This window comes from Stenotrophomonas sp. NPDC077461, assembly GCF_049545475.1.
GTDB lineage: Bacteria > Pseudomonadota > Gammaproteobacteria > Xanthomonadales > Xanthomonadaceae > Stenotrophomonas > Stenotrophomonas nematodicola.
In genome coordinates this window covers 1-25,210 of sequence record NZ_JBMWDO010000007.1, presented here as the reverse complement: position 1 = coordinate 25,210, position 25,210 = coordinate 1, and the positions used below count along the sequence as shown (strand labels likewise).

General features: G+C 65.6%; 20 protein-coding genes. 6 read left to right on the top strand and 14 right to left on the bottom strand.

What is annotated here, in order from left to right; all coding sequences use genetic code 11:
* Window positions 1-3: 3 nt before the first annotated feature.
* From ACPEH8_RS13160 to ACPEH8_RS13150, 3 genes are all read right to left on the bottom strand, one after another.
* Entirely contained in the window at window positions 4-1,428 is a 1,425-nt protein-coding gene (locus ACPEH8_RS13160) for a hypothetical protein (protein WP_153164011.1), read from the bottom strand.
* 59 nt (window positions 1,429-1,487) lie between these two features.
* Complete coding sequence (locus ACPEH8_RS13155; protein ID WP_026070970.1) at window positions 1,488-1,748, bottom strand: PAAR domain-containing protein; 261 nt, start codon at window positions 1,746-1,748, stop codon at window positions 1,488-1,490.
* A 105-nt stretch (window positions 1,749-1,853) separates the two neighbouring features.
* Window positions 1,854-2,765 (bottom strand): M15 family metallopeptidase, encoded by a 912-nt coding sequence (locus ACPEH8_RS13150; protein ID WP_229296397.1) that lies wholly within the window; start codon window positions 2,763-2,765, stop codon window positions 1,854-1,856.
* 289 nt (window positions 2,766-3,054) lie between these two features.
* Here ACPEH8_RS13150 and ACPEH8_RS13145 point away from each other — a divergent pair, with 289 nt between their 5' ends.
* From ACPEH8_RS13145 to ACPEH8_RS13135, 3 genes are all read left to right on the top strand, one after another.
* On the top strand, window positions 3,055-3,678 hold the full coding sequence (locus tag ACPEH8_RS13145; protein WP_423667033.1) for a hypothetical protein: 624 nt from the start codon (window positions 3,055-3,057) through the stop codon (window positions 3,676-3,678).
* A 17-nt stretch (window positions 3,679-3,695) separates the two neighbouring features.
* Complete coding sequence (locus ACPEH8_RS13140) at window positions 3,696-4,199, top strand: DUF3592 domain-containing protein (protein WP_017357020.1); 504 nt, start codon at window positions 3,696-3,698, stop codon at window positions 4,197-4,199.
* 97 nt (window positions 4,200-4,296) lie between these two features.
* Entirely contained in the window at window positions 4,297-5,265 is a 969-nt protein-coding gene (locus tag ACPEH8_RS13135) for a formylglycine-generating enzyme family protein (protein ID WP_423667030.1), read from the top strand.
* 46 nt (window positions 5,266-5,311) lie between these two features.
* Here ACPEH8_RS13135 and ACPEH8_RS13130 read toward each other — a convergent pair whose 3' ends face one another.
* The 11 genes from ACPEH8_RS13130 to ACPEH8_RS13080 form a co-directional block, all read right to left on the bottom strand.
* Window positions 5,312-8,236: a DNA repair protein gene (locus ACPEH8_RS13130; protein WP_229296396.1), complete on the bottom strand. Its 2,925-nt coding sequence runs from the start codon at window positions 8,234-8,236 to the stop codon at window positions 5,312-5,314.
* Between the two features lie 43 nt (window positions 8,237-8,279).
* Window positions 8,280-11,171 carry a type VI secretion system Vgr family protein gene (locus ACPEH8_RS13125; RefSeq protein WP_423667027.1) on the bottom strand — a complete coding sequence of 964 codons (2,892 nt, stop codon included), beginning with the start codon at window positions 11,169-11,171 and terminating at the stop codon, window positions 8,280-8,282.
* Between the two features lie 221 nt (window positions 11,172-11,392).
* Window positions 11,393-11,746, bottom strand: a complete 354-nt coding sequence (locus tag ACPEH8_RS13120) for a hypothetical protein (RefSeq protein ID WP_136007194.1) — start codon at window positions 11,744-11,746, stop codon at window positions 11,393-11,395.
* A 24-nt stretch (window positions 11,747-11,770) separates the two neighbouring features.
* The gene (gene tssH / locus ACPEH8_RS13115) at window positions 11,771-14,500 is read right to left on the bottom strand and encodes a type VI secretion system ATPase TssH (RefSeq protein WP_136007196.1); all 2,730 of its coding nucleotides are present in this window, start codon (window positions 14,498-14,500) and stop codon (window positions 11,771-11,773) included.
* Between the two features lie 25 nt (window positions 14,501-14,525).
* Complete coding sequence (gene tssG, locus ACPEH8_RS13110) at window positions 14,526-15,617, bottom strand: type VI secretion system baseplate subunit TssG (protein WP_017356840.1); 1,092 nt, start codon at window positions 15,615-15,617, stop codon at window positions 14,526-14,528.
* Window positions 15,581-17,416: a type VI secretion system baseplate subunit TssF gene (gene tssF / locus ACPEH8_RS13105; protein WP_166473081.1), complete on the bottom strand. Its 1,836-nt coding sequence runs from the start codon at window positions 17,414-17,416 to the stop codon at window positions 15,581-15,583. Before tssF ends, tssG begins: the two co-directional genes overlap by 37 nt.
* A gap of 1 nt (window position 17,417) precedes the next feature.
* A complete protein-coding gene (gene tssE / locus ACPEH8_RS13100; protein WP_017356838.1) occupies window positions 17,418-17,909 on the bottom strand; it encodes a type VI secretion system baseplate subunit TssE in 492 nt (163 codons plus the stop codon).
* 140 nt (window positions 17,910-18,049) lie between these two features.
* The gene (locus tag ACPEH8_RS13095; RefSeq protein WP_017356837.1) at window positions 18,050-18,547 is read right to left on the bottom strand and encodes an Hcp family type VI secretion system effector; all 498 of its coding nucleotides are present in this window, start codon (window positions 18,545-18,547) and stop codon (window positions 18,050-18,052) included.
* A gap of 140 nt (window positions 18,548-18,687) precedes the next feature.
* Entirely contained in the window at window positions 18,688-20,181 is a 1,494-nt protein-coding gene (tssC, locus tag ACPEH8_RS13090) for a type VI secretion system contractile sheath large subunit (RefSeq protein ID WP_017356836.1), read from the bottom strand.
* Window positions 20,182-20,184: 3 nt separating this feature from the next.
* On the bottom strand, window positions 20,185-20,685 hold the full coding sequence (gene tssB, locus ACPEH8_RS13085; protein ID WP_017356835.1) for a type VI secretion system contractile sheath small subunit: 501 nt from the start codon (window positions 20,683-20,685) through the stop codon (window positions 20,185-20,187).
* 36 nt (window positions 20,686-20,721) lie between these two features.
* The gene (locus ACPEH8_RS13080) at window positions 20,722-21,351 is read right to left on the bottom strand and encodes a tetratricopeptide repeat protein (RefSeq protein WP_017356834.1); all 630 of its coding nucleotides are present in this window, start codon (window positions 21,349-21,351) and stop codon (window positions 20,722-20,724) included.
* Window positions 21,352-21,587: 236 nt separating this feature from the next.
* Between ACPEH8_RS13080 and tssJ the strand changes: the two genes are divergently transcribed.
* The 3 genes from tssJ (at window position 21,588) to icmH (ending at window position 24,528) form a co-directional block, all read left to right on the top strand.
* The gene (gene tssJ / locus ACPEH8_RS13075; protein ID WP_026070891.1) at window positions 21,588-22,214 is read left to right on the top strand and encodes a type VI secretion system lipoprotein TssJ; all 627 of its coding nucleotides are present in this window, start codon (window positions 21,588-21,590) and stop codon (window positions 22,212-22,214) included.
* A 188-nt stretch (window positions 22,215-22,402) separates the two neighbouring features.
* Entirely contained in the window at window positions 22,403-23,737 is a 1,335-nt protein-coding gene (gene tssK / locus ACPEH8_RS13070) for a type VI secretion system baseplate subunit TssK (protein ID WP_017356832.1), read from the top strand.
* Window positions 23,737-24,528 (top strand): type IVB secretion system protein IcmH/DotU, encoded by a 792-nt coding sequence (gene icmH, locus ACPEH8_RS13065; protein WP_037591511.1) that lies wholly within the window; start codon window positions 23,737-23,739, stop codon window positions 24,526-24,528. The genes tssK and icmH overlap by 1 nt, the downstream gene beginning before the upstream one ends.
* The last annotated feature ends 682 nt before the right edge of the window (window positions 24,529-25,210 follow it).

Here is a 25,210-nt window from a genome sequence, read left to right as displayed (position 1 = left end):
GGGTTAGGCCGGCGACACGCTGTCGGCCGACGGGTCATGCGAAGAAGGGAAATCCACCAGCGCCGCCAGGCGCTGGTCGGGCGCGGATACGCCGAGAATCAGTGCCGCGCTCTGCGCAGCGACCGCGTGGTGATGGGCGAGCGTCAACAGCGCCAGCGGCAGTACCGGCCCGAGTTCGCCGGCACAGACCGGCAGGGCCAACGTCTGCCGGCCGATGTCCAGATCCGGATTGACCGCCGTGGCGGCGGCCGAGGCATCCACCGCCAGTTCACTGCGCTGGTCGGCATCGTGCAGCACCATCTGCACCCGATCGGGCGGCAGCGTCAGGCTGCCCAGAAGGCCACGCCCGAGCGCCTCGCTCTGCCGGCGGCGTTCCGCCGCGCCCGCCTGCGGCGCCAGTTCAATCCGCTGCGGTCGCCATACCACGGGCGTTTCCTTCGTCACCACCGACGGCGTGGCGAACAGCACGCCTGCGGCGCCTTCGCCCGGAATCATGCCTTCCTTGTTCTGCCGGTGCAGGATGCGGTTTTCTTCCAGCCACGCCGCCACTACGCCCGGGTCGATCGCCGAACTGCACGAGAGCAGCAGATACCACGGCGGCGTCCCCTGCCCGACCGCATCGGCAATGCGCTGCACGCGCGACCACACCTCACCGGCGTCGGCCGCGATGCCGACGTCAACCGTGAACCGCCGGGCGTCCAGGCCATTGGCCTCGGCCCGACCCTGCAGCCACTCGGCGCAGAAGCCGCGCACCGACACCGACCAATCGACCGGCACCAGCAGTTCAATGGCCAGCACCGAGTCCACCACCTGCTCGTCACGACGGCGCAGGCCGGCCACCACGCGCTCTTCGGCCACCTCAAGTTCGGGCAAGGCGAGCAGCGCCTGCGCCAGCAGGCTGTCGGCCACCGGTTCGAGCAGCGCCATCGCACGGCGCTCGGCGGCGCGCGTATCGAAGGCACCCATCTGCGCTTTCAGCACGCGGGCGTCGTCGAGGTCGGCGGCCGCGCACATCAGCAGCGGCAGTCCGTCGCGATCATGGAAGCGCCCGTCCAGGCCCGGTCGTGGCAATGCGCCCGCAGCCGCGAGCAAGGCGCCCGCGTCCATGTCCAGGCCCAGCCGCATGTCGGTGGCCAGCACGGCCACCGAGGACGGGCGCGACGCGGCGTCCGTCGCCGTCGAGGCCGTCGGCGTGTCCGCCGCGTCCGGCGCGTCGGCTGCGGCCACGGCCTTGTCCAGCATCGAACGGCCGGCATTGCGCAGCATGAAGCCGGCGCTGCTCACGCCCACCGGCAACAGGCCCAGGTACGCCAGCATCTCCATGCCGGTCGGTACCGTGCCACTGTTCCGCCAATAGAAAATCACGCTTCCCCAGGTCACCGCGAACACCGCGATCACCGAAAACGCCTTCCCAAGTATCCCGGACATCTAGCGTCCCGCTCCCTGAGTCATCGAACCATCCTGTTCCGTCGAACCGACGCTGCCTGTCAGTTGATGCCTGTCGTTGCCTGCGATGCGATCAGCGTGGCGCCGCAGCCGGTGCGGTCTCCATCGCGCGCGACCGGATTGCCGTCGATGATCACCGTGGCGTCGCCACTGACGATGGTGGTCGGCCCATGCGCCGCGCACACCGCCTTGTCGCCGATGCGCGCTACGGGCTTGCCGCCGATGTCGGTTTCGGCAGCGCCGCTTACCACCGTGCCACCGTGGCTCAACTTATCCCCGACTACAACAAATGGTCGTGACATCAATCATGCTCCTTGATTGCGTGCGCATCCGGTCATTCCATCGCCCCCTGTACCCCCTGGCGATCCGGATCGTCCCGCAACGATACCAGTAGACCGGCGAAAGTATCACCCTCCCGCCAATTCAGCTTTCTTGGCCGCACGCGCCGCGCGGCAACGCTGCGACATTTCCACGTGCACATAATCCTTGATGCTGCGCCAGTTGCCGCCCCACTCCAGCCCGGCCTGTTCGGCCAGTTCGCCGTACAGGAAGTAGGCGCGCTTGGTCCAGGGATCCCCCATGTCCCATTGCAGCTTGCCATCACGGATCGGTGCGCTGTCCACGCCAAGCCCATACTGATGGCAGCTCTGCCAGGCGCCCGCACGCGTCGCCTTGCCGCCGCTCATCAGCTCGGCCTGCCGCTCGGGGCTGCGGTACCCTTCCACCAGCACCATTTCATACCCGTATTGTCGGCGCATGACTTCGTAGATCGCCAGCACGCGCTGCTGCAGGTCCGGATCAATCTGCCCCCATTTTCTGTCGGCCGTCACAATTTCCGGCCGCGTGCGGCGAATCTCTTCGGTCGTGAAGACCTCCGGCGGCGGCGGCGGCGGCGGGGTCAGCCGTTCGCCCCGCAGCAACTGGGCCACCATCGAGCCCGACGCGGACAGGTCGTCGCCCTGGAATTCATCGAGCACCACGTTCTGCCGCGTGATCAGAATGACCAGCGGCGGAATCGACAACAGCAGAACGGCCGCCGCAAGGACCGGCCAATGCCGTCGCAGCGCCCCCTGCGCCGCGCCGAGCTCCTCGCGCACGCCGCCCTGCAGACGGTCGGTGCGCTGCGATACGCGCCGACCGGCGCCACTGGCGGCCTGGCCGACGCGACCGAACCAGCGGCCGAGCTGCGCCTGCACACGATCAAAGGCGTCGGGAAACATCAGTACCCAGCACACCATTGCCATGACCACCAACAGCACTACCGCTCCTATGACAATGACGACCACTGCTGCTCCCTGAGATACGCTGTTGACGGCCATGCCCCAGTCACTAGAATGGGGCGGTTCGCTTTCGGCAGACGCCGACCCAAACAAGGGCTGGATGCACTTGAATAATGGCGGAATAAATCGACCAAGTCTGCTCTCAGGGGGAGCGCAGACGAAGAGTCCGGCAGCAAGCTCTGGCCGGATCCTGGCTGACATGGAAGGACGGCCGGTGGCCGGCGCTGCACGCGCCGCACCCGCAACCGGAGCCCGATCACGTCGTTGGCTGTGGCTGTCGCTTATGGCGTTGGCCGTCGTCGTCGTGGGCGCGTTGGCCGCTTGGCGGATGAGCGCGGGCAGCAGCGCCGAGGAACCGATCGGCTACTCGCTGCCCCCGGAAAGCAACGCCGATGCAACAGCTGCACCGTCACCTGATGCCGGTGGCGCGACCATCGTCGATGCCGCCCCGGCACCCGCCGACGCCGCATCCACCGCAACGACGCCGGCAACCGGCGCGGGCACCGATGCGACAGATCCAGCCACACCGGTGGCCGGCGCGGCGGCGGCCGCCACGGCCGGTGCCACCGCGGGCGCTGCACGTGCGGCCGCGCCCGCGACCATCGCGCGCACCTCGCGTGACAGGCCCAAAGGCGACGAGAATCTGCTCGGCACGCTGCTGGGCATCATCAAGGAAGAAGACAAGTCCAAGCCCAAGGCAAAGACGCAGGCCAAGCCGGAGACGATGGATGCGTTGATCGCCCAGATCCAGGCCGACGAGCGCCAGCAGGATGCAGACGCCAACACCGCGTTCGACAGCATCGGCGGCAAGAAGTCCACGGCGTCCACCAGCTCCAACATCCAGTCGCAGCTGCGCCGCTGCCCGGGCGCGAACACGCTCAAGGGCATCGACTGCCGCCGCAAGATCTGCGCCGCGGTACTCGGCAAGGATCCGGCCTGCCCGGCGATGTAAGTGGCGCGTCACGCGGCATGACTGCACTGCGCCCAGACGGACGCTCCGACGACATCAGCGTGCACTGGCTATGGGCCACGCCGCTGGCGATCGGGCTGTGCATGCTGGCCCTCACCGCCTGGTTCGCGCGCGATGCGCTGCGCTTTCGCGCCGCATCGCTGAGTGCCACCGGCGAGGTGGTCGGCGTGGTCGAGGTCTGGTCGACCGACCGCGACAGCGATGGCCAGCGTCGCCAGTTCTACTGCCCGCGAATCAGCTTCATCGCCAACGATGACCAGCCGTATCAGTTTGTCAGCGGCCAGTGCAGCTTCCCTGCGGACCATGCCACCGGAGATGCGGTGAAGGTGCGCTATCGCGCCGATGCGCCCGACGAAGCGCGTCTGGACAGCACCTTCGCCGAGTGGGGTCTCTCGCTGATCTGGGGCGGCCTCGGTCTGCTGCTGACCGTGCTTGGCGTCGGCCTCGGCGTGCTGCTTTGGCCACGCAGAAGCATGCGCCGAACGCGCCGGCGCGCCCGCTGACCCCGGCACCGCGCACGTGCGCATCTGTGCGCCAGCATTCACATTCCAAACAGGCTGCTTGTTACTATTCAAAGCATCACTGTCAAAGGAACCTGGCATGTTTTCCAACCGTACCCTGATGGCCGCAATGCTGCCGATGACGCTCATCCTGGGGACGGCTGCGTGCCACGCCGATGACGGCAAGGCAGCCGCGACGCCGCCAACGCCCGCCACTGCGGATACGGCCAAGGCGGTCGATGCGCTGAAGGCGAAAACCCGCGCGCAGCTGGTGCAGGTCAAGGGCGGAACGTTCCTGATGGGCGATTTCGGCCCGCAGCACAATGACGAGAAACTGCCCTACTCCGGCACCACCGACGATGATGTGCTGCGCAGGGTGACGCTGGACGATTACGCGCTGCAGTCGCACAAAGTGAGCTATGCCGACTTCGATGTGTATACCGACGCGGTGGGCAAACCTCGGGTCGCGCAGAGCACACTGGACCAGCCCTATCGCACCCTGCCCGATATCGCGGCCGGTGTGAGCTGGACCCAGGCCGTCGCGTACTGCGAATGGATCGGCAAGCAGGTCGGCACCCCGATGACCCTGCCCACCGAAGCCCAGTGGGAATACGCGGCGCGGGCCGGCGGCAAGATGCGGGTCTACGCGACCGACACCGGCACGCTGGAGGACGGCCGCAACGTATCCAGCATCGCCCAGTACGACGCCTTCGCCGACATGCATGGCACGCGTTCACGAACCAGTTCGCTGGGCGCGTTCCCCCCCAATCCCCTCGGCCTGTATGACATGGTTGACCACGGCTATGAGTGGGTCGCCGACTGGTACGCCCCCGAGTACGATCCCCGCCAGACCCGCAATCCGCGCGGCCCGGCCTCGGGTACCGAGCGCGTGCAGCGCAGCAGTACGGACCGTGCCGCCGATCAGCTTTCGATCACGTCCATGACCTTCACCCGCAATCACCGCGTGCCGGAACCGGGCCCGATGACCGATGGCGAAGGCAATGTGCTGGAAGGCAATCCCAACCCGAACGGCGGCAACGGCTTCCGCTGCGCGACCGCGCCCCGCTGAGGTGCAGACCGGCAGGGGAGGCTGAACCTCCCCGCCGGCACTGGCGTCAGGCCATCATGGTGGTGTCGTCGCGGTTCAACCAGACGTCCACCGGGTCCATCATCGCGAAGGTCGGGGATTCCGTGCCGTCCAATGCGGCCAGCTGCACCGGATCGTCGATGGCGTTGAGGTATGCCACCTCGTAACCGCGCGGGAATTCCTTCAGCAGCGCGACGCGCTTTTCCATGTACTTCTGCAGGTAGGTATTGCCGACATCCTTGGGCTTGTCGCGCGACAGCACGTTCATCTGCTTGAACACCGACGGCAGGTCGTTGTTCAACGACCAGCCGTAATCCAGGAACCGCACCACGTCGCCCTCGGCCTTGCCCGAATCGGCGCGGCGGCGGCCGTCCACCGTCATGTGCTGCATCACGTTCTCCCACTCCGGACGGGTGGTGATCGGCAGCATCACGTTGAGGATCGCCTGCTTGTGGGCCGGCAACGCATGCACCTGCACGTCTGTCCAGCCCACGTCCATCGTCGGTGCGTTGTGGGTATGGGTCTCGGCGTAGTGGCGGGTGATCGCATACAGCAGCATGCCGCGGGTTTCCGGCGTGGCGTAGACCAGCCATTCCGGCTTCTGGTTGATGCTGTTCACCAGCTTGGAGCGTGCCTCCGCGCGCTCCAGGCGCGCCTGGAGCGAATCGAACATGACGTTGACCGTCGCGAACGACTCCGTCAGGTACTGGCCGACCCTGCTGTCTTCGGCGATGACCATGAACAGGATCTGCGACAACGCCTGGAACGCGTCCTGGGCGATGTAGGTGAGCGCCTTGAAACCGGCATGCGCGAGTTGGTAATACACCCACTTGACGAACTCGACCATGCCGCCGGCATCGACCGCGAAATCGACCGCGCCTTTGGCACCGAGCCCCCAGCACAGACGGGCGGCCGCCTTGATGCGGAACTTGCCCTTGGCGTAATAGATCACCAGCTGCGCCTTGGCACCCGCACCGGCACTGCCGGCGATGTCCACCGACAGCTTGGCGAAGCTGACCGGCTCACGGCGATCCGGCGGCAGCCAGCGCAGATCGCCGGACGGAATGATGCCACCTTCGACGCCGGCGAAGACCTCAGCGTTGATTTCCACACCGGCCTTGCTGCCCTTCGGCGCGCCTTCGTTCTGCCCCATCGGCACCACCCGTGCGGGATCGAGGTTGGCGCGCGGCAGCCCGTGGGCGGTATCGAAATTCTCGGACATCGAATCGCCGCGGTCGCGCGGTGTGGGCGTTGCGGTCGGCTTCCCACCAACGTAGGTCAGTTCGGCCGAGCCGACCACCGATGCCTTCGCGCCGAGGAAGCCATACAGCTCGCAGGCCACCACGAACACGATCGCGCCCAGGTCGATGTTCTGGAACTGCATCTGCCAGCCTTTGGCCGACGGTACCGAATAGGTGTGCACCCACTTGGCTTCGAGCAGCACGAGCTTGGCCGAGGCACTGCCCTGCGCCTTGACGCTGGCGGTCTTTTTCTTTGGGTCCCAGTTCGCCTCGGCGCTGGCACCGGCACCGGCCACGAAACGCAGCCACTGCGCCGAACTCTGCACCTCGTAACTCTCACTCTTCTTGACCGTCTCGGCGAACTCGTTGCCGGCCACCTCGATGAAGTCGAACACGTACGGGTCGGTCTTGACCTCCTTGCTGACCTTTGCCGCCGTCGTGATCTTCTTCAGCGACTCCATGAACTTGGCGCGGTCGAAGTCCTCCTTGCCGTAGGGGTCATGCTTGGCCTTGTTGGATGCGGTCGTGTTGCCGGCCTTGACCTTGCCCGCCACCCCCATGTCCACCTTGATCGGGATGCCCTTGACGCGTCGCCGCTTGAGATCCTCGTACTTGGCCTTGGGGATGTAGCGGCGGCGCATGCCCATGCGGTCCTTGACCCCACCGTTGCCCGTCGTGCGGCCCTTGTCATAGGTCTCGAACGTCACCAGCTCCTGCAGCTCGGTCAGCTTGTCGAACTTGTCGTTCAACATCTTGGCCACGTCGTCCTCGGCGATGCCCAGCGCCTTCTCGGCCGCCTTGACTTCCTCCGGGCTGCGCCCCTGGAGCGCCAGGGTGAGCTTGTCGCGGGCGCGATGCAGCCCGGCCATCGTGTTCTCGATGGTACCGCTCAGGGCTTCGAACTCCTCCCATTCCTTCGGCCCCAGCAGCAGCATTTCCTCGGCCTGCGGATTGAGCACCGCCGGCGCGCTGACCTTGCCCTGGATGGTGGCAGTCCGCCCATCCTTGGGTTCGGTGGAGGCGATCTGGCTCTTCAGCCCAAGCACGTACTTGGTGACCTGCTGACCCTTGATCAGCGGCACGAGCAGCTCGGTGTTGCGGCCGGACTTGCTGCCTGGCAGCGTGAACTTGAACTTCAGCGGCTGGTTGCAGGTGATCCGCGGGGTCATGCCGTCCTTGCCGGTACTGCCCTTGACCGGCTTGCGCGCGGCATCCAGGCCGGCCACTTCGTCGCCGTCCTTGTTGCGCATTACCGCTTCATACGGCGCACTGGCGATCGGCGTATTGTTGGCCTGCATCTGGAACAGCACGCGCAGGTAAGGCTGCAGCGACAGCTCGCAGACCACCGGCGCCATCGTGATCGCGTTGGTGCCGATGCTCAGCTCGTTCCTGCCACCATGCACCGGCTTGCTGACCGGTTTCAGGTCGGGCTCGGCCCACTGCTGCAGGTCGTAGTCCCAGACTTGCAGCGTGAAGCGCAGCAGCGTGGGCGCCTTCATCGGAATGACCGGTGCGATCGGCCTGACGCTGGTCAGCGGAAAGTAGCCCTGCTTCTGGCTGTCAACGTTGACTGTGTAGCCGTTGGCGTCGGTTGCGCCCGTCGCGACCTGTTCGCGCCCCGGCAGCTGGAGGATCCGATAGCGCACCTTGGCGGCGGGGTGAACGCCGCGGTTGCCGTCTTCGTAGGTCAGCCTGAAATTTCCATTCGCCATATCATTCTTCCTGGAGGTGTCCGGCGGGGGCCTTCATGGCCACTCAACCTTCTTCGGGAGCGAGGTAGTAGCCTTCGTGCTGCTGCTCGTCCTCGCCAACGATCAGATGGATGGTTTCCGGCCCGGCGGTCATCACCTGCTCGGTCTCGCCCTGGGCATTGGTGGTGCCCTCCTTGATCGTGCCATCGGGCATCAACAGGGTGTACGGCGCATTGGCCATCATCTTGCCGGTGTAGTCGCGCAGTACGTACTTGAGCTTGAAGGCCTCTGCCGTGTTGACCAGCACCACGGAGCCCGGCACCGATGCCGGCCCCGTCCACTCGCGCTGGCTGGCCTTGAACTCCACCTTGCCCGGCGCGCCCAGTTCGATGTTGTCGCCCTCGATGCGCAGGTACGCACCGGCGGCAGTGGCCAGCACGTGCTTGGCCGGTGCCGACACCAGCACGTCCGCTTCGGTGCTGGCGATCTTGACCGCGGTCTTGGCCGCCAGCTGCGCCACGTTCTTGTGCGCGCGGGCGCTGACCTTGCCCTGCGCGGCGTGCAGCGCGATGCCGCGCTCGGTGTTGGGACTGTCCGCCTTGGCCTCGTTGCCGGCGGTGTAGAGCACCAGCCCGCCGGACACCGCCAGGGTGAGCGAGCCCTGGCTCAGCCAGTTCAGCGCCACGCCTGAGGCCAGCGTGGTCTGCGTGCCGCTGACCCACACCTGGTCGGCCGGCGTCAGGCTCATCACCCCGGCCACGCCGCTGCCCATCAGCGTCGGCGCATCCCAACCCGGCGCTTCGCCGTCACCGCCCTGGATGCTGCCGGCCGGGCCACCGCTCTGGATGCCGCCCAGCTTTTCCTGCAACTGCAGCAGCGCCTGGTGCGCCGGCAGCTCGCTCGGTTCCTGCGGCAGCATCGCCTGCTGGTTGTGGGCCGATTCGTTGAGCGTGGCCACCAGCTCGGTGCTTTCCTGCAGCTGCGCCATCGCCTGGTTGGCCGCCAGCTGCGGCTCGCCGCCTTCGGTGCTGAGCAGCAGGCCCTTGCCCGCGCGCAGCGCGCCGAACGCCTGGCTGGACAGCTCCGCGCCGAAGCCACGCTCGGCCTCGCGCACGTTGTCCTCACCGCCCTTGAGATGCCCCAGGGTCAGTGTGGTCGCATGCTGGGTGGTGGACAGCTGCGCGCGGCCCTGCCCGGGCGTGTCGTCCAGGCGCAGCTGCTGGTAGCCGCCCGCGCCGCCCTGGCTGTCGGCCAGGGCCTGGCTCTTGAAGCCGGTGAACACCGCGCCGTGGTCGTTGCCCTCGAACCACGCGGCCGCGTTGCCGGTGGCCTGCGCGCCGCCGCTGGCAACCTGGTTGTGCGAGGCATCGTTCTGGCCGCGGCCGTTGTAGACCGCACCGACCACCACCGGACGGTCGATGTCCCCCTCCAGGAACGCCACCAGTACCTCCTGGCCACGCCGCGGCAACACCACCCCGCCCCAGTTGTCGCCGGCCCACGGGGTCATCACCCGCACCCAGGTCCAGGCACCGCCGTTGGCCGGAGCATTGTCGTCGCCGCCCGGGTGCGCCTGGCCGGTGCTGGACGCACCGCCGCGCTGCCACGGGAACTGCACCTTGATGCGATGGTCGCGGTCGGACTGCAGCGGCTCGCCGTCGCTGACCACGATGGCGCTGAGCGTGCCGGTGATCGACGGGCGCGGATGCAGGCGCACGCCGTGGCCGTCCTCGGTCTGCGGGCGATAGACCACGTCAGCCGGAATCACCACGAAGCGGTTGTCGTAGAAGGTGGAGGTCACCGCCTGCGCGGGTGCGGCGGCGGCCAGCCCGGCCAGTGCGATCGGCAGCGCCAGCGGCGCCTGCGCGACCGGGCCGAGCTGCTGCTCGAGCGCATCGAGGATGTCCGCCTCGAGATTGTTGCGGGCCTGGTGCTGCACCGACAGGCACAGGAAGCTCGTGCCGGCGTCCACACCCGGATGCTGGCCCAACTGGAACTGCGCGCCCGGCACCAGCTGGCGCCAGCTGCCCTGCCCCTCGATGGTGTGCGCGCGCACGCGCAATGCATCCAGGTGCTGCTGTGCGCGGCGCTGGCCGCGGGCGTTGTCCTGCCAGCCGTATGGGCCGCTGGTGTCGATGTCTTCGCCAGCAGCGCCGTGCGCGGTGTCGGCCTCGGCGCTGGCCTGGCGCAGTTCGAGCGTGCGGTAGTCCCAGCTTGCGCGCGCGACCTTGGTCGTGCACCACCGACGAGCGGTGGACCACTGCTGCACGCTGTCGGTGCGCTCGGTGACATCACTGCGATGGAAGCGCACCGCCCCGAGATCGCGGGCGCCTTGATGGTTGTCCGCCAACACCAGCGTATGGGCGCCCAGCCGGGCGTTGCCGGGGTCGCCGGCATGCTCGAACCAGTAGTAGATGCCTTCCTCGGCGAGCAGCCGCTGCAGGAAGGCCAGGTCCGACTCCTGGTACTGCGTGGTCAGGCTGCGCCGGGCGTACTGGCTGCGGTCGGCCAGCGCCCAGCGCCAGGCCGGCACCAGGCCGGAATAGTCGGCGAAGATGTCCTCGACGATCTCCACCACGCTGCGGTCATGGAACACGTAGCTGTCCACACGCTGGGCCAGGAACGCCAGCCACGGCTGCAGACGCAGGCGATAGCGGGCCAGGCCGCCATTGCTGCCCAGCCGTTCCACCGCGGTGACATGGCCGTGGAAATCGCGCGGCGCGCCGGTGGCCTGCATCTGCAGCAGCACCGGCTGCCCCAGCAGATCGTCGGGCGACATCCGGGCGTCCACTGACAGTGCGGTGACGTCCAGCACGAAACCGGTGCCGTCGATCTGCTCGACGCCACTCAGCGCTTCGGCGACCAGTACATCGCTCCCCAACGATGTCTGCAGTTGCAGCAGGCGCTGCGTCTGCGCCGGTGCCGCGAGCGCGGCGATTATCTTGGTTACCGAATCCATGGTGCTCCCCGCATTCATTTGTCCAGCGACATCTATCGTCTGGTTTGATTTTGATCGACAGCATAGAACACGACTCTCCACGCGATCTTCACCCGTCAATCCTTGCAGGCGTTCTCACGTGGATCGCTATTAAATTGTGATTTAAATCACAATTTACACCGCACTTCCGATACCGGACGCCGCCGCAGTCTGCCTGCGGCGGGCGCCCTATCGTCTATCGGTCACGCCGACTGGGTAATGCGCTCAAGCTGCAGCTTGGTGCCCTCATTCAGCTGCAGGCGGTAGTCGCGTCCACCCGCGCTGACGGCAACTTCCCGTGCATTGCTGACCAGCTGGTTGGCCTTGCCCTGGGCCGGCGCCTGCATGTAGATCCGCCAGCTGCCACGGCTGATCTGCGCCGCCAGGTTGCGCGCATCCTGACGGGCATCCGCGGCGGCACCGTGCAGCAGCTCGACGATATGTTCCGGGCGCAGCCGGTTCCAGGCGCGGACACTGTCGGTGTCGCGGGCCAGGCCCAGGTTCAGGCTGTCGCAGTTGGCAACGGCTTTGGCGCGGTCGAATCCGTAGAAATCCATGTTCGTGTCTCCTATCAAGTCAACTCAGGACAACTTGTATTTGAAGGCGCCGTTCTTCCCTGCGGTCACCTTGATGGCGTTGATCCGGTTTCCTTCGGCCATCGCTGCCAGGACGCTTTCCGCGATCTCTGGCAACAGCGTACCGTTGAGGATGTGATCAACGTTGCGCGCACCGGAATCCACTTCGGTGCAACGCGACAGCACGGCCTCGACCAGGCTGTCGTCCCACAAGAACGTGGCCTTGTGGTTGCCCGCCACACGGTCGCGGATGCGACCGAGCTTGAGCGCGATGATCTGGGCCAGCACGTCGTCGTTGATCGGGAAGTACGGCACGACTTTCATGCGGCCCAGGAAGGCGGGCTTGAAGCTCTTCATCAGCACCGGGCGAAGGGCGTCGCCCAGCGCATCGGCGGTCGGCATCTCCTCGGCGGGCTTGTTCAGGCACGCCTGCATGATCTGCGAGGAACCGATGTTGGACGTGAGGATGATCAGCGTGTTGCGGAAATCGATCTCGCGTCCTTCGGCGTCATCCATCTGGCCTTTGTCGAACACCTGGAAGAACATCTCCAGCACGTCCGGATGGGCCTTCTCCACTTCGTCCAGCAGCACCACGCTGTATGGATTGCGACGCACCGCTTCGGTCAGCACGCCGCCCTCGCCATAACCCACGTAGCCGGGCGGCGAGCCCTTCAGGCCGGAGACGCTGTGCGCCTCCTGGTACTCGCTCATGTTGATGGTGATCAGCTTGCGCTCGCCGCCATACAGGATGTCGGCCAGCGCCAGCGCGGTTTCAGTCTTGCCCACACCGGAAGGCCCGACGAACATGAACACGCCGCGCGGCTTGTTCGGGTCTTCCAGCTTGGCGGTCGCGGTGCGCACGCGCTGGGCGATCGCCTCCAGCGCATGGTCCTGGCCGATCACGCGCTCGACCAGCAGCCCGCCAAGGTTGCGCACGGTGCGGATCTCGTCCTTCACCATGCGGCCGAGCGGCACGCCGGTCCAGGCCGACACAATCTCGGCCACCACGCCACCATCGACCTGCAGGGGCACCATCGGGGTCTCGCCCTGCAGTGCACGCAGTTCGCCGAGCAGGCGGTCCAGTTCGGTCTGCTGCGGCGACGCGCTCGCGGCCGCCTTCCTGCCCCGCGCCGGCTTGTCGGCCGCGCCAGGCACATCGGTCGCCGCCTCCGGGCCGGTCGCCTCCATCTGCGCGCGCAGTGCACGGATCTGATCGGCCAGGGCGCGCTCGCTGGTCAGGCGCGCTTCGTTGGTGGCCAGCACGGCCTGCGCGTCGGCCTGCAGCTGACGCAGCTCGCCCAGGCGCTCGGCATGGTGGCTGGCGCCGCCGGCGGTTTCCCGCTCCAGCGCCGACAGCTCGGCCGCCAGGCGGTCCAGGTGCTTGCGGGTGTCTTCAATGATCGCCGGCGTCGCGCTCTGGCCCAGCGCCACCTTGGCGCAGGCGGTGTCGAGCACGCTGACGGCCTTGTCCGGCAACTGGCGACCACTGATATAGCGATGTGACAGCCGCACAGCTTCAGTGACCGCTTCGTCCATCACCCGGATGTTGAAGTGCGCCTCCATCAGCCCGACCATGCCGCGCAGCATCGCCGCCGCCAGCGCCTCGGTGGGCTCCTCGACCTTGACCACCTGGAAACGACGGGCCAGCGCCGCATCCTTTTCGAAGTACTTCTTGTACTCGCTCCAGGTGGTGGCCGCGATGGTACGCAGTTCGCCGCGTGCCAATGCCGGCTTGAGCAGGTTGGCCGCATCGTTCTGGCCAGCGGTGCCGCCGGCACCGATCATGGTGTGCGCTTCATCGATGAACAGAATGATCGGATGCGGACTCTTCTTGACTTCGTCGATCACGTTCTTCAGGCGGTTCTCGAACTCGCCCTTGACGCTGGCGCCGGCCTGCAGCAGGCCCATGTCCAGGGTGTGCAGCTCCACGCCCAGCAGCACGTCGGGGACGTCCTTCCCGGCGATCCGCCGGGCCAGGCCTTCGACGACGGCGGTCTTGCCCACGCCTGCCTCGCCGGTGAGGATCGGATTGTTCTGGCGGCGACGCATCAGGATGTCGATCACCTGGCGGATCTCGGCGTCACGGCCGATCACCGGGTCGATGCGGTCTTCGCGCGCGCGCTCGGTGAGGTTGGTGGTGAACTGGTCCAGCGCCGGGGTCTTGGACAGGCCGCCCTTCTGCCCATCCACCGCCGCTGCGGTCTCGCCGCCAAGATCGCCCTCACCCGCCCCTGCATCGGCGTTGCGCACGGTCTGGCCGGCTTCCTGCGAGCCCTCGGTGAGCTTGGCGAAGTCATGTTTCAGCGCATCCACCTTGAAGCGCACGAACAGCTTGGAGCCGCGATAGGCCAGCTGCGACAGCTCCGGCTCGGTCATCAGCGCCAGCAGCAGGTGGCCACTCCGGATGCGGCTGGTTTCCGAGTCCAGCGAGGCGATCAGCCAGGCATGCTCGAACAGCTTGGGAATGTGCTGTGAAAACACCGGCGTGCGGCTGTTGCCGGTCTTGAACTGGCTGATCTCGTCGGACAGGTCGCGCTCCAGCGCTTCGGGGGCGATCCCGCAGCGGCGCGCGATCAACACGAAATCGCTCTGCGGCTGCTCCAGCAGCGCCAGGAACAGGTGTTCCAGATCAACCTCGTAGTTGCCACGCGACATGCACAGATTGGCAGCTCGCTCGGCGGCCAGACGGCAGGTGTCGTCCAGCTTGCTGATCAGGGTCTTGAGATTGATGCTCATGCGGGGAAACGCGCTCCTTGCTGGTTCATTGCAGTGTATGGATGCCGTACGTGGTGTCCGAACGCGGGCCCTCGGCCGACCGCGAGCACATGTAGCTGTCCCAGCCCAGGCGGGCGCCATTGCCGGCGCCCAGTCCCGAACCACGAACGTCCTGCTGGCGCAGCACCAGCCGCACCTCATATTCCAGCGTGCCACCGGTGAGCAGCGACAACCACTTCGCCAAGGCCTGCTCGGCGCTGCCGCCAGGCAGGAAGTCGTCGAACTGCTCGCGCCGCAGCGGGCCGATGCTCAGCCGCATGCGCAGATCGCGCTGCCATACACGGTCGCCTGCCAGCGCGCTGGAGCCCAGCGATGCATTGGCCTGGCCCAGCCGCGTGGCCTGCCCCGCCGGGACGCGGTACCAGGCACCCACGAACTGCTCCAGCACCAGCGGCACCTGGAAGTAGTCCGCGAGCACGCGCTGCATCAACGCCGCCGACACCGGGCGCTGGCGGATGGCGCCGGCATAGTAGGCAAAGGCCTGGTCGAACACATCGCCGTGGCCGTCCACCAGCCGGTCGCGCAGTTCGTTCATGCCCATGCCGAACAGCGACATGATCAGCGGCAGGAAGCGCTCGCGACGGTCGATCTCGTACTGCAGGGCAAGGCGATGCTTCTTCCAGGCCGCGTAGTGCAGCGACACCGCGCGGGTCGAAAAGATGTCCAGGAACGCCCGGGCGGTACGGTCGCGCTCGTACAGTTCGCGCAACTGCAGGGTCTCGGTGTAGTGCAGCGGCAGCGCACCCGCCGTGCCCAGCAGGCCCATGAAGTGCGGGGTGAGATGCACCTCGGCGAGCGTCTCACCGATCAGCGCTTCGTCGATCGCGGCCGCATCCTCGAGCCGGTCGCCCTGCAACGAGTACGCCACGCCTTCAGCGCTCAGCTCGGTGGCCGGGAAGCCCAGGGACAGGGAGTTGCGGAACCGCACCCGCATGGGCACAGCCTGACCGGACTTCACGCCCTGGCGCTGGAACACCTGCTCCAACAACCGCACCGCCTGGAAGAACTGGAAGCGATGCGGCTCAGCGAGCAGCTGCTGCGCTACGCCAGGATCGATTCGCCGCTTCGCGCCGGACATCGGACGATCTCCTCCCCCGACTCGCTGGAGACCAGCACCAGCCGGGTGAAACTGTTGGCATGCACATACAGTGCAAAGAAGTGATCCATCACCTGGGCGAACGCGGCAATACCGGCCCCCACGAAATGGTTCTCGTTGACGGTGAGTCGGATCTCCAGGCCCCGCACCACCGAGGCAAACTGTTTGCCGGACATCCAGCTGGTCACCGGATGCTGCTCGAGCGCCACCAGCCCGTCGATCTGGCGCGCCGATACGCTGCTGCCGGACAGGTCATACAGGCGCAGCATTTCCTTCAACGCGGTCAGGCCGCTCCCGGTCAGCGACAACTGGTTCAGCGACAGGTGCGAAATCAGTCGCCACTGCGCGTTCTTGCCCTGACGGAAGCGCATCGGGCGGGTCGGCTTGCGCAGCAGGCCGATCGCACGCGCGGGCGTGCCACCCTCCAGACTGAGGTCGCCGCCGGCCACGCCGTGGGCCAGCTGGCTGGGCAGATCGCGGTTGCTGCAGGTCAGCTCCAGGCTCACCGTGTCGGTCTGCGGCACGGTCGGATTGAACGCCAGGTCGACGAAGCTGATCTCCGTCTCGAAGCCGGGGCTCTGGCGTGCGATGTCCTCGTCACGGCGCGCTACCCAGTACTGGCCGGTCCGGTCGGGATCCTCGCCGTGATGCAGCGAATAGAACGGCCGGAACGCCTGGATCACCTCGCCCTGCGGGGTCTGTCGGATGCGGTGCACCGAGTCGATCGAATGCACTTCATAGGCGAACGCGCGTCGTGCATCCGGCAACACGGTGTAATTGACGGTGCGATGGGTCACCCGGATCGGCTCACCGGCCTGGGTGAACAGATTGACGATCGGCGTGCAGCCCAGGCGCACATTGCTCGCGCTCAGCTCTTCGAGCACCAGCTGGTTGCCGCGCTCGGGCGCGCTGGCGTGCAGGATCAGGTGCAGGGTGAAGCTGCGGCTGGCGCCGGCCGTGACCGGCTTGAGGTCCAGATCGACGAACCCGAACTTCTCCGGGTAGGCGAACAGTTCGGTCAGCAGGCGATAGGCCGGATGCGAACGCGCCGGAAAATCGACCAGTGCCTCGTTGTCGGCAAAGCCGACCTGGCGCAGCGGCACGCTCTCCAGCCGGCGCCAGCGACCGCCGCCATCGGCCTCGACATAGGCGACCTTCACGCCGAGCGCCAGCGCATCGCGCAGCGCAGCGCGCAACGACGGCTCGCCATCCAGGAACAGGCGCAGGGCGTCGGTGCCCAGCGTGTCGAAACTGGCCTGGTCGGACACCAGCCGGACGTTCAACGAGATCTGCGCACCGCTGCCGGCCGGCAGGCTGGTGGCCATCGGTGCCTCGGCGACACCGCGATAGACGGCAGACTGCACCACGACCGGTGCCAGCACCACGTCGTAGGCGGTGCGGAAGCGGCACGACACACCGCGGACCGGGCGGCTCTGCAGCGCCGTGCCGCGCGGCACGGTGATCGGCGCGCTGAGTTTGGCGGACACGCCGTCCATGTCGAAATGCGCGATCGAGCACGACGGGAATGGCCGCAGATAGTGCGGGTACAGCACATCCAGCAGCGCGTCGGTGAACTCGGGATAGTCGTCCTCGATGCGCTTGGAGACGCGCGCACTGAGCAGCGCGAATGCCTCGATGAGGCGCTCGACGTGCGGGTCCTGGCTGCCGTCGGCATTGAGCTGAAGGCGGCCGGCAATCTTGGGGTAGCGGTCGGCGAACTCGCGGCCATAGCGCCGCAGGTAGGCCAGTTCGCGTTCGTAGTAAGGCAGCAGATCCTGCATGTCAGACCGTCGCCTGCTGGCGGCGCATGCGGCTGACCTGGTACTGCAGGGTCGAGGGCTGCAGCATCGCATCGAAACTCACCGGCTCCCGCGCCGGCTCGAGATCGAGCAGCGCATGGATGGTGAAATGCAGCCCACCCCCGAACTGGGAGCCCACTTCCAGGCTTACCCCCACGTTCTTGAGGCGGCGTTCGTGGCGCGCCACGGCCTGCTCCAGCGAACGGCAGATGGCGGCACGGTCATAGGCGTTGGCCAGGCTCATCGCCGAGAAATCGGCCAGCCCGTAGGTCAACAGGGATTGCTTGCAGTTGGGAAACGCCGCCATGTCGTCTTCCTGGAAAGCGGCCCGGGAATTGAGCAGGCCCTCCAGATCGCGCGCGATCGACTCCTTGTACTGCTCCAGCGATACGGACTTGAACACATGCCCTCCCCCGTTGGATTTGGGGGCATCGTCGAACAATTTTTCGAGCAAGCTGGGTTCGAGTCCCTTCATTCGTCATTCCGGTCTGTCTGCGTCCCTGCATCGTGCAGAGGGGCAACACGCGTTGCGGCCGATCCTGGCCGCGCCCGATGTACTGCCAGTGGCGTTTCAGACTGCGATGGCGCGCTAGGCGCCATCGCAGCGACACAACATCAAACGGCGTAGTTCGGAATGTTCTTGGTTGCACTCCACTGCGCCACGGCCTTGCCACCAACGCCGCCTTCCGGCTTCTGCTGCTGGTAGGTCCACTTGATCGCACCAAAGCTCAGCTGGATCACTTCCTGCGGCATACCATCGGAATCGACCGTGGTGGTGACGCGGTGAACCAGCACGTTCAGCAGCTCGACCAGGTAGTAATTGATCGCGTTGCCGTCCTTGTCGGCGCGCATGAACTCGATGCGGGCCTTCGGGAAGGTGGTGCCGTTGGCAGCCGCCTGGTTCAGAGCAGTGGAGGCGAGGTCGATCGACTTGGTGACTTCGATCGGCGACAGGTTCACACGCGCGGCAGTGGTGCCACCCGAGGTCGACGCAGTGGCCGAGCGCGGCTGCAGGAGATCCTGCGAGAAGGACTGGATCTCAATCCAATCCTTGTGCTTGTCGTCGTGGGACTCGCCCTTGATGGTGTCGATGGAAAGAAAAGCGTGCTGCATATCTGGTCTCCTAAGTTCCGGTCTTCCGTGAGATTGGGTGCCGGGATCGCTCCCGGCGGTTCAGGGGGTTTAGCCCTCTTAGAAAAACGTCACTGCAAATCGGGACATCCGTCCCTTGACGCTACAGCAACATCAAAGCGTTACGACTTCTTTGCAGTCGCCGGCAGTTCGGCAACCAGTCGCAACGAAACAGACAGCTCATCGAGCTGGAAATGTGGCCTGATGAACGCCACAGCGCGGTAGACACCGGGCTTGCCCGGCACTTCCGAAACGTTCACAGCGGCTTCGCGCAGCGGGTACTGGGCCTTGGCTTCCTGGGAGGCGTTGTCGTCCAGCAGCACGTACTGGGAGATCCAACGGTTCAGGAATTCCTCGACGTTGCCCGCCGATGCGAAGCTGCCAATTTTCTCGCGCATCATCGCCTTGAGGTAATGGGCGATACGCGAGACGGCGAAGATGTACTGCAGCTGGGCAGACAGGATCGCATTGGCATTGGCCGAATCGGTGTTGTACTTCTTCGGCTTCTGTGCCGACTGGGCGCCGAAGAACGCGGCGTAGTCGGTGTTCTTGCAATGCACCAGCGGCATGAAGCCGAGGTCACTGAGTTCTTTTTCACGACGGTCGGTGATCGCCACTTCGGTCGGGCACTTCAGCGCGACTTCGCCGTCATCGGTACGGAAGGTGTGCGTCGGCAGGTCTTCGACCAGGCCACCGCCTTCCACGCCGCGGATCGCCGCGCACCAGCCGAAGTCCTCGAACGCGTGGGTCAGGCGCGCGGCCATCGCGTAGGCAGTGTTGCACCACAGGAACTTGCTGTGGTCGCTGGCATCGACGTCTTCAACGAAGTTGAACCCTTCCACCGTGGTCCCGTCTTTCGGGTTGTACGGCAGGCGGCCCAGGAAGCGCGGCATGGTCAGGCCCACATAGCGGCTGTCCTCGCTCTCGCGGAACGACTTCCACTTGGCGTATTCGACGGTGTCGAACACCTTGGCCAGATCGCGCGGCTTTCCCAGGTCGGTGAAGGTCTCCAGGCCGAACATGCTTTCGGACGCTGCCGAAATGAAGGGCGCGTGTGCGGCGGCCGCCACGTGCGACATCTGCTCGATGAAGTACATGTCTTCCGGCTGGCGGCCGACGAAGTAGTCACCCACCAGAGCACCGAAGGGCGCGCCACCGAAGGTGCCGAACTCTTCTTCATAGACCTTCTTGAACAGCGCGCTCTGGTCGAAATCGATCGCCGACTTGAAGTCCTTGACCAGATCCTTCTTCGGCGCGTTGAAGACCTTGATCTTCATGTTCGGGCCGGTGGACGTCTGCTGGCACAGGTAGTGCAGGCCGCGCCAGGTGCTTTCCAGCTGCTGGAACTGCGGCGCATGCATCACCGCGCTGAGCTGCTCGGAGATGATCCGGTCAATCTCGGCGATGCGCGCATCGAGGGTCAGGTTGAGGTTGTCCGACACCACCACGGTGCCTTCCAGCACCTCCTTGGCAAGCTCGGAAATGATGTCCTTGGCACGCTGGTGTTCGGTTTCGGACTTGGCGACCTTGCTCTTCTCGACGATCTGGTCGAGCAGGCCGATCTCCTCGACCGCAGCGGACGCCTGTTCGGCAACACCGGTAGCTTCTGCTGCCATGACTTACTCCTCCTTCCCCGTGCCAAGCTTCTTGAGCTGCTCGGTGTTGTTCAGGACATCGGTCAACAGATCCTCGAGCTTTTCGTTGCCGGCCAGCTTGTTGCGCAGGTCGGCGAGCTTGGTGCGCGATTCGAGCAGCTTGCGCAGCGGCTCGATCTGGTCGACCACGGACTCGGGACGGAAATCGTCGATGGAATTGAACTTCAGTTCCACGCCGAACTCGCCGCCACTGTCGCTGATCTTGTTCGGAACGCGGTACACCGCACGCGGTGCCACGCCTTCCATCACTTCATCGAAGTTGTCCAGGTCCACATTGACGAACTTGCGGTCCTTGACCTTCGGCAACGGCTGCTCCGGATTGCCGCTCAGGTCGCCGAGCACGCCGACCACGAACGGCAGCTCCTTCTGCTCGATCGCGTCGCCCTTCTCGACGTCATAGGTGAGCTGCACCCGCGGGGGGCGGATCTTCTGCAACCGCTTTTGAATGCTGTCCTTCTTGGCCATCGGTGTCTCCTGACTGGGGGCCGTACGAAATGCGGATCAGTTGCCGCCGACGTTCTGGAACGGGTCCGCACCGGCACCGGACGACGCCGGACGCGCGGGTTGCGCTGCCGGTGCCGCGGGCGTGGTCGTACGACGGGCAGCCGGTGCGGTGCGACGACCGGCACGGGTGGCCTTCGGCTTTGCCGGCGGTTCCAGGATGGCTTCACCCATCGTGGTGCGCAGCGTGGTGGCCAGCGTCTGCGCTTCCTTGCGGGCCGTGTCCGAGGCCAGTGCGCCGCGTCCCTGCAGGCGCTTCAGCGACTGGTTGGCGATGCGGAAACCGGCAACGGTCAGCACGCCATCGGCGACAAGGTCGTCCGGATCGCGCTGCAGCACTTCTTCGGCGGCCACGATGGCACGCGCGTAATTACCCTGATCGAACTGCAGCTGCGCGATGCGCACCCACGGTTCCTTGCGGGTCGGATCGGCACGAGAGGCAGCTTCAAAACTCGTGATCGCCGCTTCGGCACCCGCCGTGGTCACCTGCGCTTCGGCGGTCGTCATCGACGTGTCGAAGGGCGGCACCACCGCCTTCTTCGGCGTCGATGCGCATGCCGCCAGACCCGACAGCAGAACCAATGCCAGCATCGGCCGATAGACGGCCTTCCCCTTTTCCTTCACTTTCATGCCAATCCCTCGTAGAAACTCCTAAAGGTAAGACCGGTCCCCGCCGATACTACACACGGGATTCCGTCCCCTACCGCCGCAAGTGTACAACTGCAAATACGCAAGGGTATAGTGAAGCGCATAGATTGCTTCAATGCAACGCCGCAGATTTTCACACCGTCTTCCGCGTTCTGCTGTATGCGCAACGGACTTCCGCGCATGAATCACTCTCCCTGTCCTTTTTCGCCCGAGAATGCATGAAGCCTCTCATGAGCCGAAATTTTTGCTTAGGCCGTCACACTCTCTTATGTGTTGTCACGGCGATGTCATTGTCCTTGTCAGGGTGCGCCAGTGGCGGTCTTGGCAAGGCTATGGACAAGACGTTACAAGCCGTTGGCATCAAGGAAGCGGCGCCGGATGCCCCGCCGACCATTCCACTGCGGCTCTATGCCGGCACCAATCTCAATGCCGGCAATGACAAGCGCCCCACCGCCGCGGTGGTGAAGGTCTACCACCTGCGCAGCGCCCAGCGCTTCGAACAGGCCCCGTTCAACGCCTTCCTCGACCAGAACGGCGAGCAGGCCGCCCTTGGCGCGGACCTGCTGTCGGTCAATGAGATCGTGTTGACCCCCGGCGCGCGCCAGGAACTGAAGGAGCAGTTGAGCGAAGGCGCTGCCGTACTGGGCGTGGTTGCCCTGTTCCGCGCGCCGGCCGACAACCGCTGGCGGCTGACATTCGACGGAAAACAGAAGGCGCTGCCAGCCGACGGTATTACCGTGGGAATCCATGCGTGCGCACTGACGACGGACAGCCCGGCGTTGGTCACGCGGCTTTCCGGTGATCCGAGCAGTCTGGCATCCGTGCGCTGCGTCTCTCCTCGCTGAGGGGGTGACTTCATTCTGACGTCAGAATTCCAGCATACGATAGTATCCAAGCCTCGCCTCGCATCAAAAATGTGAGGCACAGCTCACTTTCACATTCCTGTATTGGGAATGTGTGTGGAAACCTAGCGTTCATCGGGTGCGGTTTGCCTGAAATTTCCAAGGATTGAAATGTGGCGTATGTAAGCAGGATGTCGAAGGTTCTTTGGGGTGAGGGTCTGTTTCTGCGGCCCCAGCATTTCCAGCGTCAGGACGCCTATCACGAGGCACGGCTGCAGGATCTTTCGCTGACCCTGCATCCGTACGCATGGGGCTGCCGCCGCGTGCGTTTTGATCCGCAGGCGCTCAACGGCGGCACGCTGCGCCCGCTGGACATCTCGGCGGTGTTCCCCGATGGCGAGAGCTACGACGCGCCCGTCCACGATGCGCTGCCCGATGCGCTGTCGCTGAAGGACCTGCCGCCCGGCGTGCAGTCCACCGTGATCCACCTCGGGCTTCCCCTGCTGCGCGACGATGGCGACAACTGTGCCGACGCCGACGCCGCGCAGTTGGCGCGCTACCGCCAGGTCAACCGGGCCGCCAACGACCTGTTCACCGATGCGGTGGAGGCCGAACTCGGCTTCCTCGGCAAGGCGGTCAAGCTGCTCACCGACGAGCACCCGCGCGATTCCTACGCCACTGTGGCGCTGGCGCGCATCCGTCGCACCTCCACCGGCGGCTTCGAACTGGATGAGGACTTCATCCCGCCGTGCGCGCACCTGGAAGCCTCGCCCACCCTGCACCGCGAGCTGCGCGGCATCCTGGACTCGTTGCAGGCCAAGGTCGACGCACTGTACGGACTGCACCGCGAGCCCTCCAAGAACATCATCGAATTCCGTTCGGGCGACATCGCCTCGTTCTGGCTGCTGCACACGATCAACTCCTCGTTCAGTGCGCTGGCGCATCTGTACCACCATCCGCAGCTGCATCCCGAGCGCCTGCACCAGGAGCTGCTGCGCATGGCCGGCGCGATGCTGACGTTTTCCAATGCCTACGCGCTCAACGATCTGCCGCGCTATCAGCACACGCAGCCGGAGGCGGGGTTCCGCCAGCTGTTCGACATCATCCGCAACCTGCTGGACACGGTGATCTCGGCGCGCTACTTCAAGATCGCGCTCAACGAGATCAAGCCGTCCTACCACCTTGGACGTCTGGACTCGCAGCGCATCGACGACAACGCCTCTTTCTACCTGGCGGTATCGGCCGACATCCCCGCCCAGGAACTGGTGCAGATGGTGCCGGTCCGATTCAAGGTGGGCGCGCCCGACGACGTGGAGAAGTGCGTTCTTTCGGCACTGCCCGGCGTAAAGCTGGCGCATGCCAACCAGGTGCCCGCCGCGATCCCGGTGCGCCCCGGCAGCCACTACTTCGAACTGGATTCGCGCGGCGCGCTGTATGAGCGGATGCTCAAGGCACAGTCGCTGATGATCTACGTGCCGGCCGGCGTTGCCGATCTCAAAATGGAACTTGTCGCGGTGACCTCATGATGAATTCGCCCCTGCCCCCTACCCCGGGCCCGATGCCTTCGCTCAGCTCGCATGGCGGCATGGCCGCGCCGTCGCCGCAGGCGGCCAATCCGCAGAGCCTGCAGGACCTGATGGCCGACGGCTTCTACCTGCTGTTGCTGCTCAAGCGTGGGCAGCTGCCGTCGGATGCCGAAGCGTTCGTGCAGACCGTGCAGAAGTTCCTCGACGGTGTGGAGCGCAATGCCAATCGCATGGGCATCGCCTCCGAGGATGTCTACGCCGCCAAATACGCGTTCTGCGCGGCGGTGGATGAAGCGATTCTGTCCCAGCCCTCCGCGCTGCATGAGATCTGGGAGCGCAATCCGCTGCAGCTGCGCCTGTTCGGCGAGCATCTGGCCGGCGAGCACTTCTTCGACCGGCTTGAGGAACTGCGCCGCCAGGGCGCACCGCGCCTGCCGTCGCTGGAGGTGTACCACTTCTGCCTGCTGATGGGCTTCGAAGGCAAGTACCGCCTGGAAGGTACCGAAAAGCTCGGCTACCTCACCGCGCGGCTGGGCGATGAGATCGTCTACCTCAAGGGAAAGCGCCACGGGTTCGCACCGCATGCGCTGCCGCCGGACCACATCCGTCACAGCCTGCGTCGCGTTGTTCCGCTGTGGCTGCCCGCCGCACTGGTGGCAGGCTTTGGCGTGATCGGCTTTTTCGGTCTGCGCTTCTATCTGGGTCACGAAACCCAGCAGCGCATGGCGGCCTACAACGACGTTGTCCAGATGCCGCAGCGCACCGCGCACATTACGATCACCCTGCCCTGAGACGGGTGATCGACCCTTCCGCATGACGCCGCACCACCGGCGTCATGCGGATGTCGCGCCGGATCGCGCGCATGCCCGCCACTGCTTCAGGCGCGTGTCGACCTGAGCACAGTGCACTCGAATTCCACCCGGCCACGTTACACGTTGTGGAAACGGCGCTGCTGCTCCCCAATCGGTGTGCGGCGTACCTTCGATGCGATGTCCCTACCCGGCCCCTTGGCAGGTCGCGCCAGTAACTTGCCTCCGACACCGACTCAATATCGTGCGATTCATCACAGTTTCCTGTCTATAATTTGACGCAGCGGCCCCGTGTCGCGCTGAATGCGACAAAATCGATCCACTTCCCGTCTGCGTTGCAGGCACACGTCAGGGGGCGTGCGAAGCCGGTCGGTGAAAGAGCCCGTCAATGGGATTTGTTACTGTTGCCGGGTACATGGACGTGAAACAGGCTCTGCGGGCGTCACGCGGCCGCAGCCTGGCACACGCATCATCACACTCCCTGACAAGAGCCTGTCGATATGGATGTCTCTCGCTCCTCGTTGTTGGCCACCCTTGGCGCTCCCTCCCAGCAGGCGCGACTGATCCAACTGCTCGGCCCGGCCTCCGGCCTGGTGGTGGAGCGCTTCGAGGGCCAGGAGGCGGTCTGCGGCAGCACCCGGTTCGAGATTGACTGCCTGTCCAC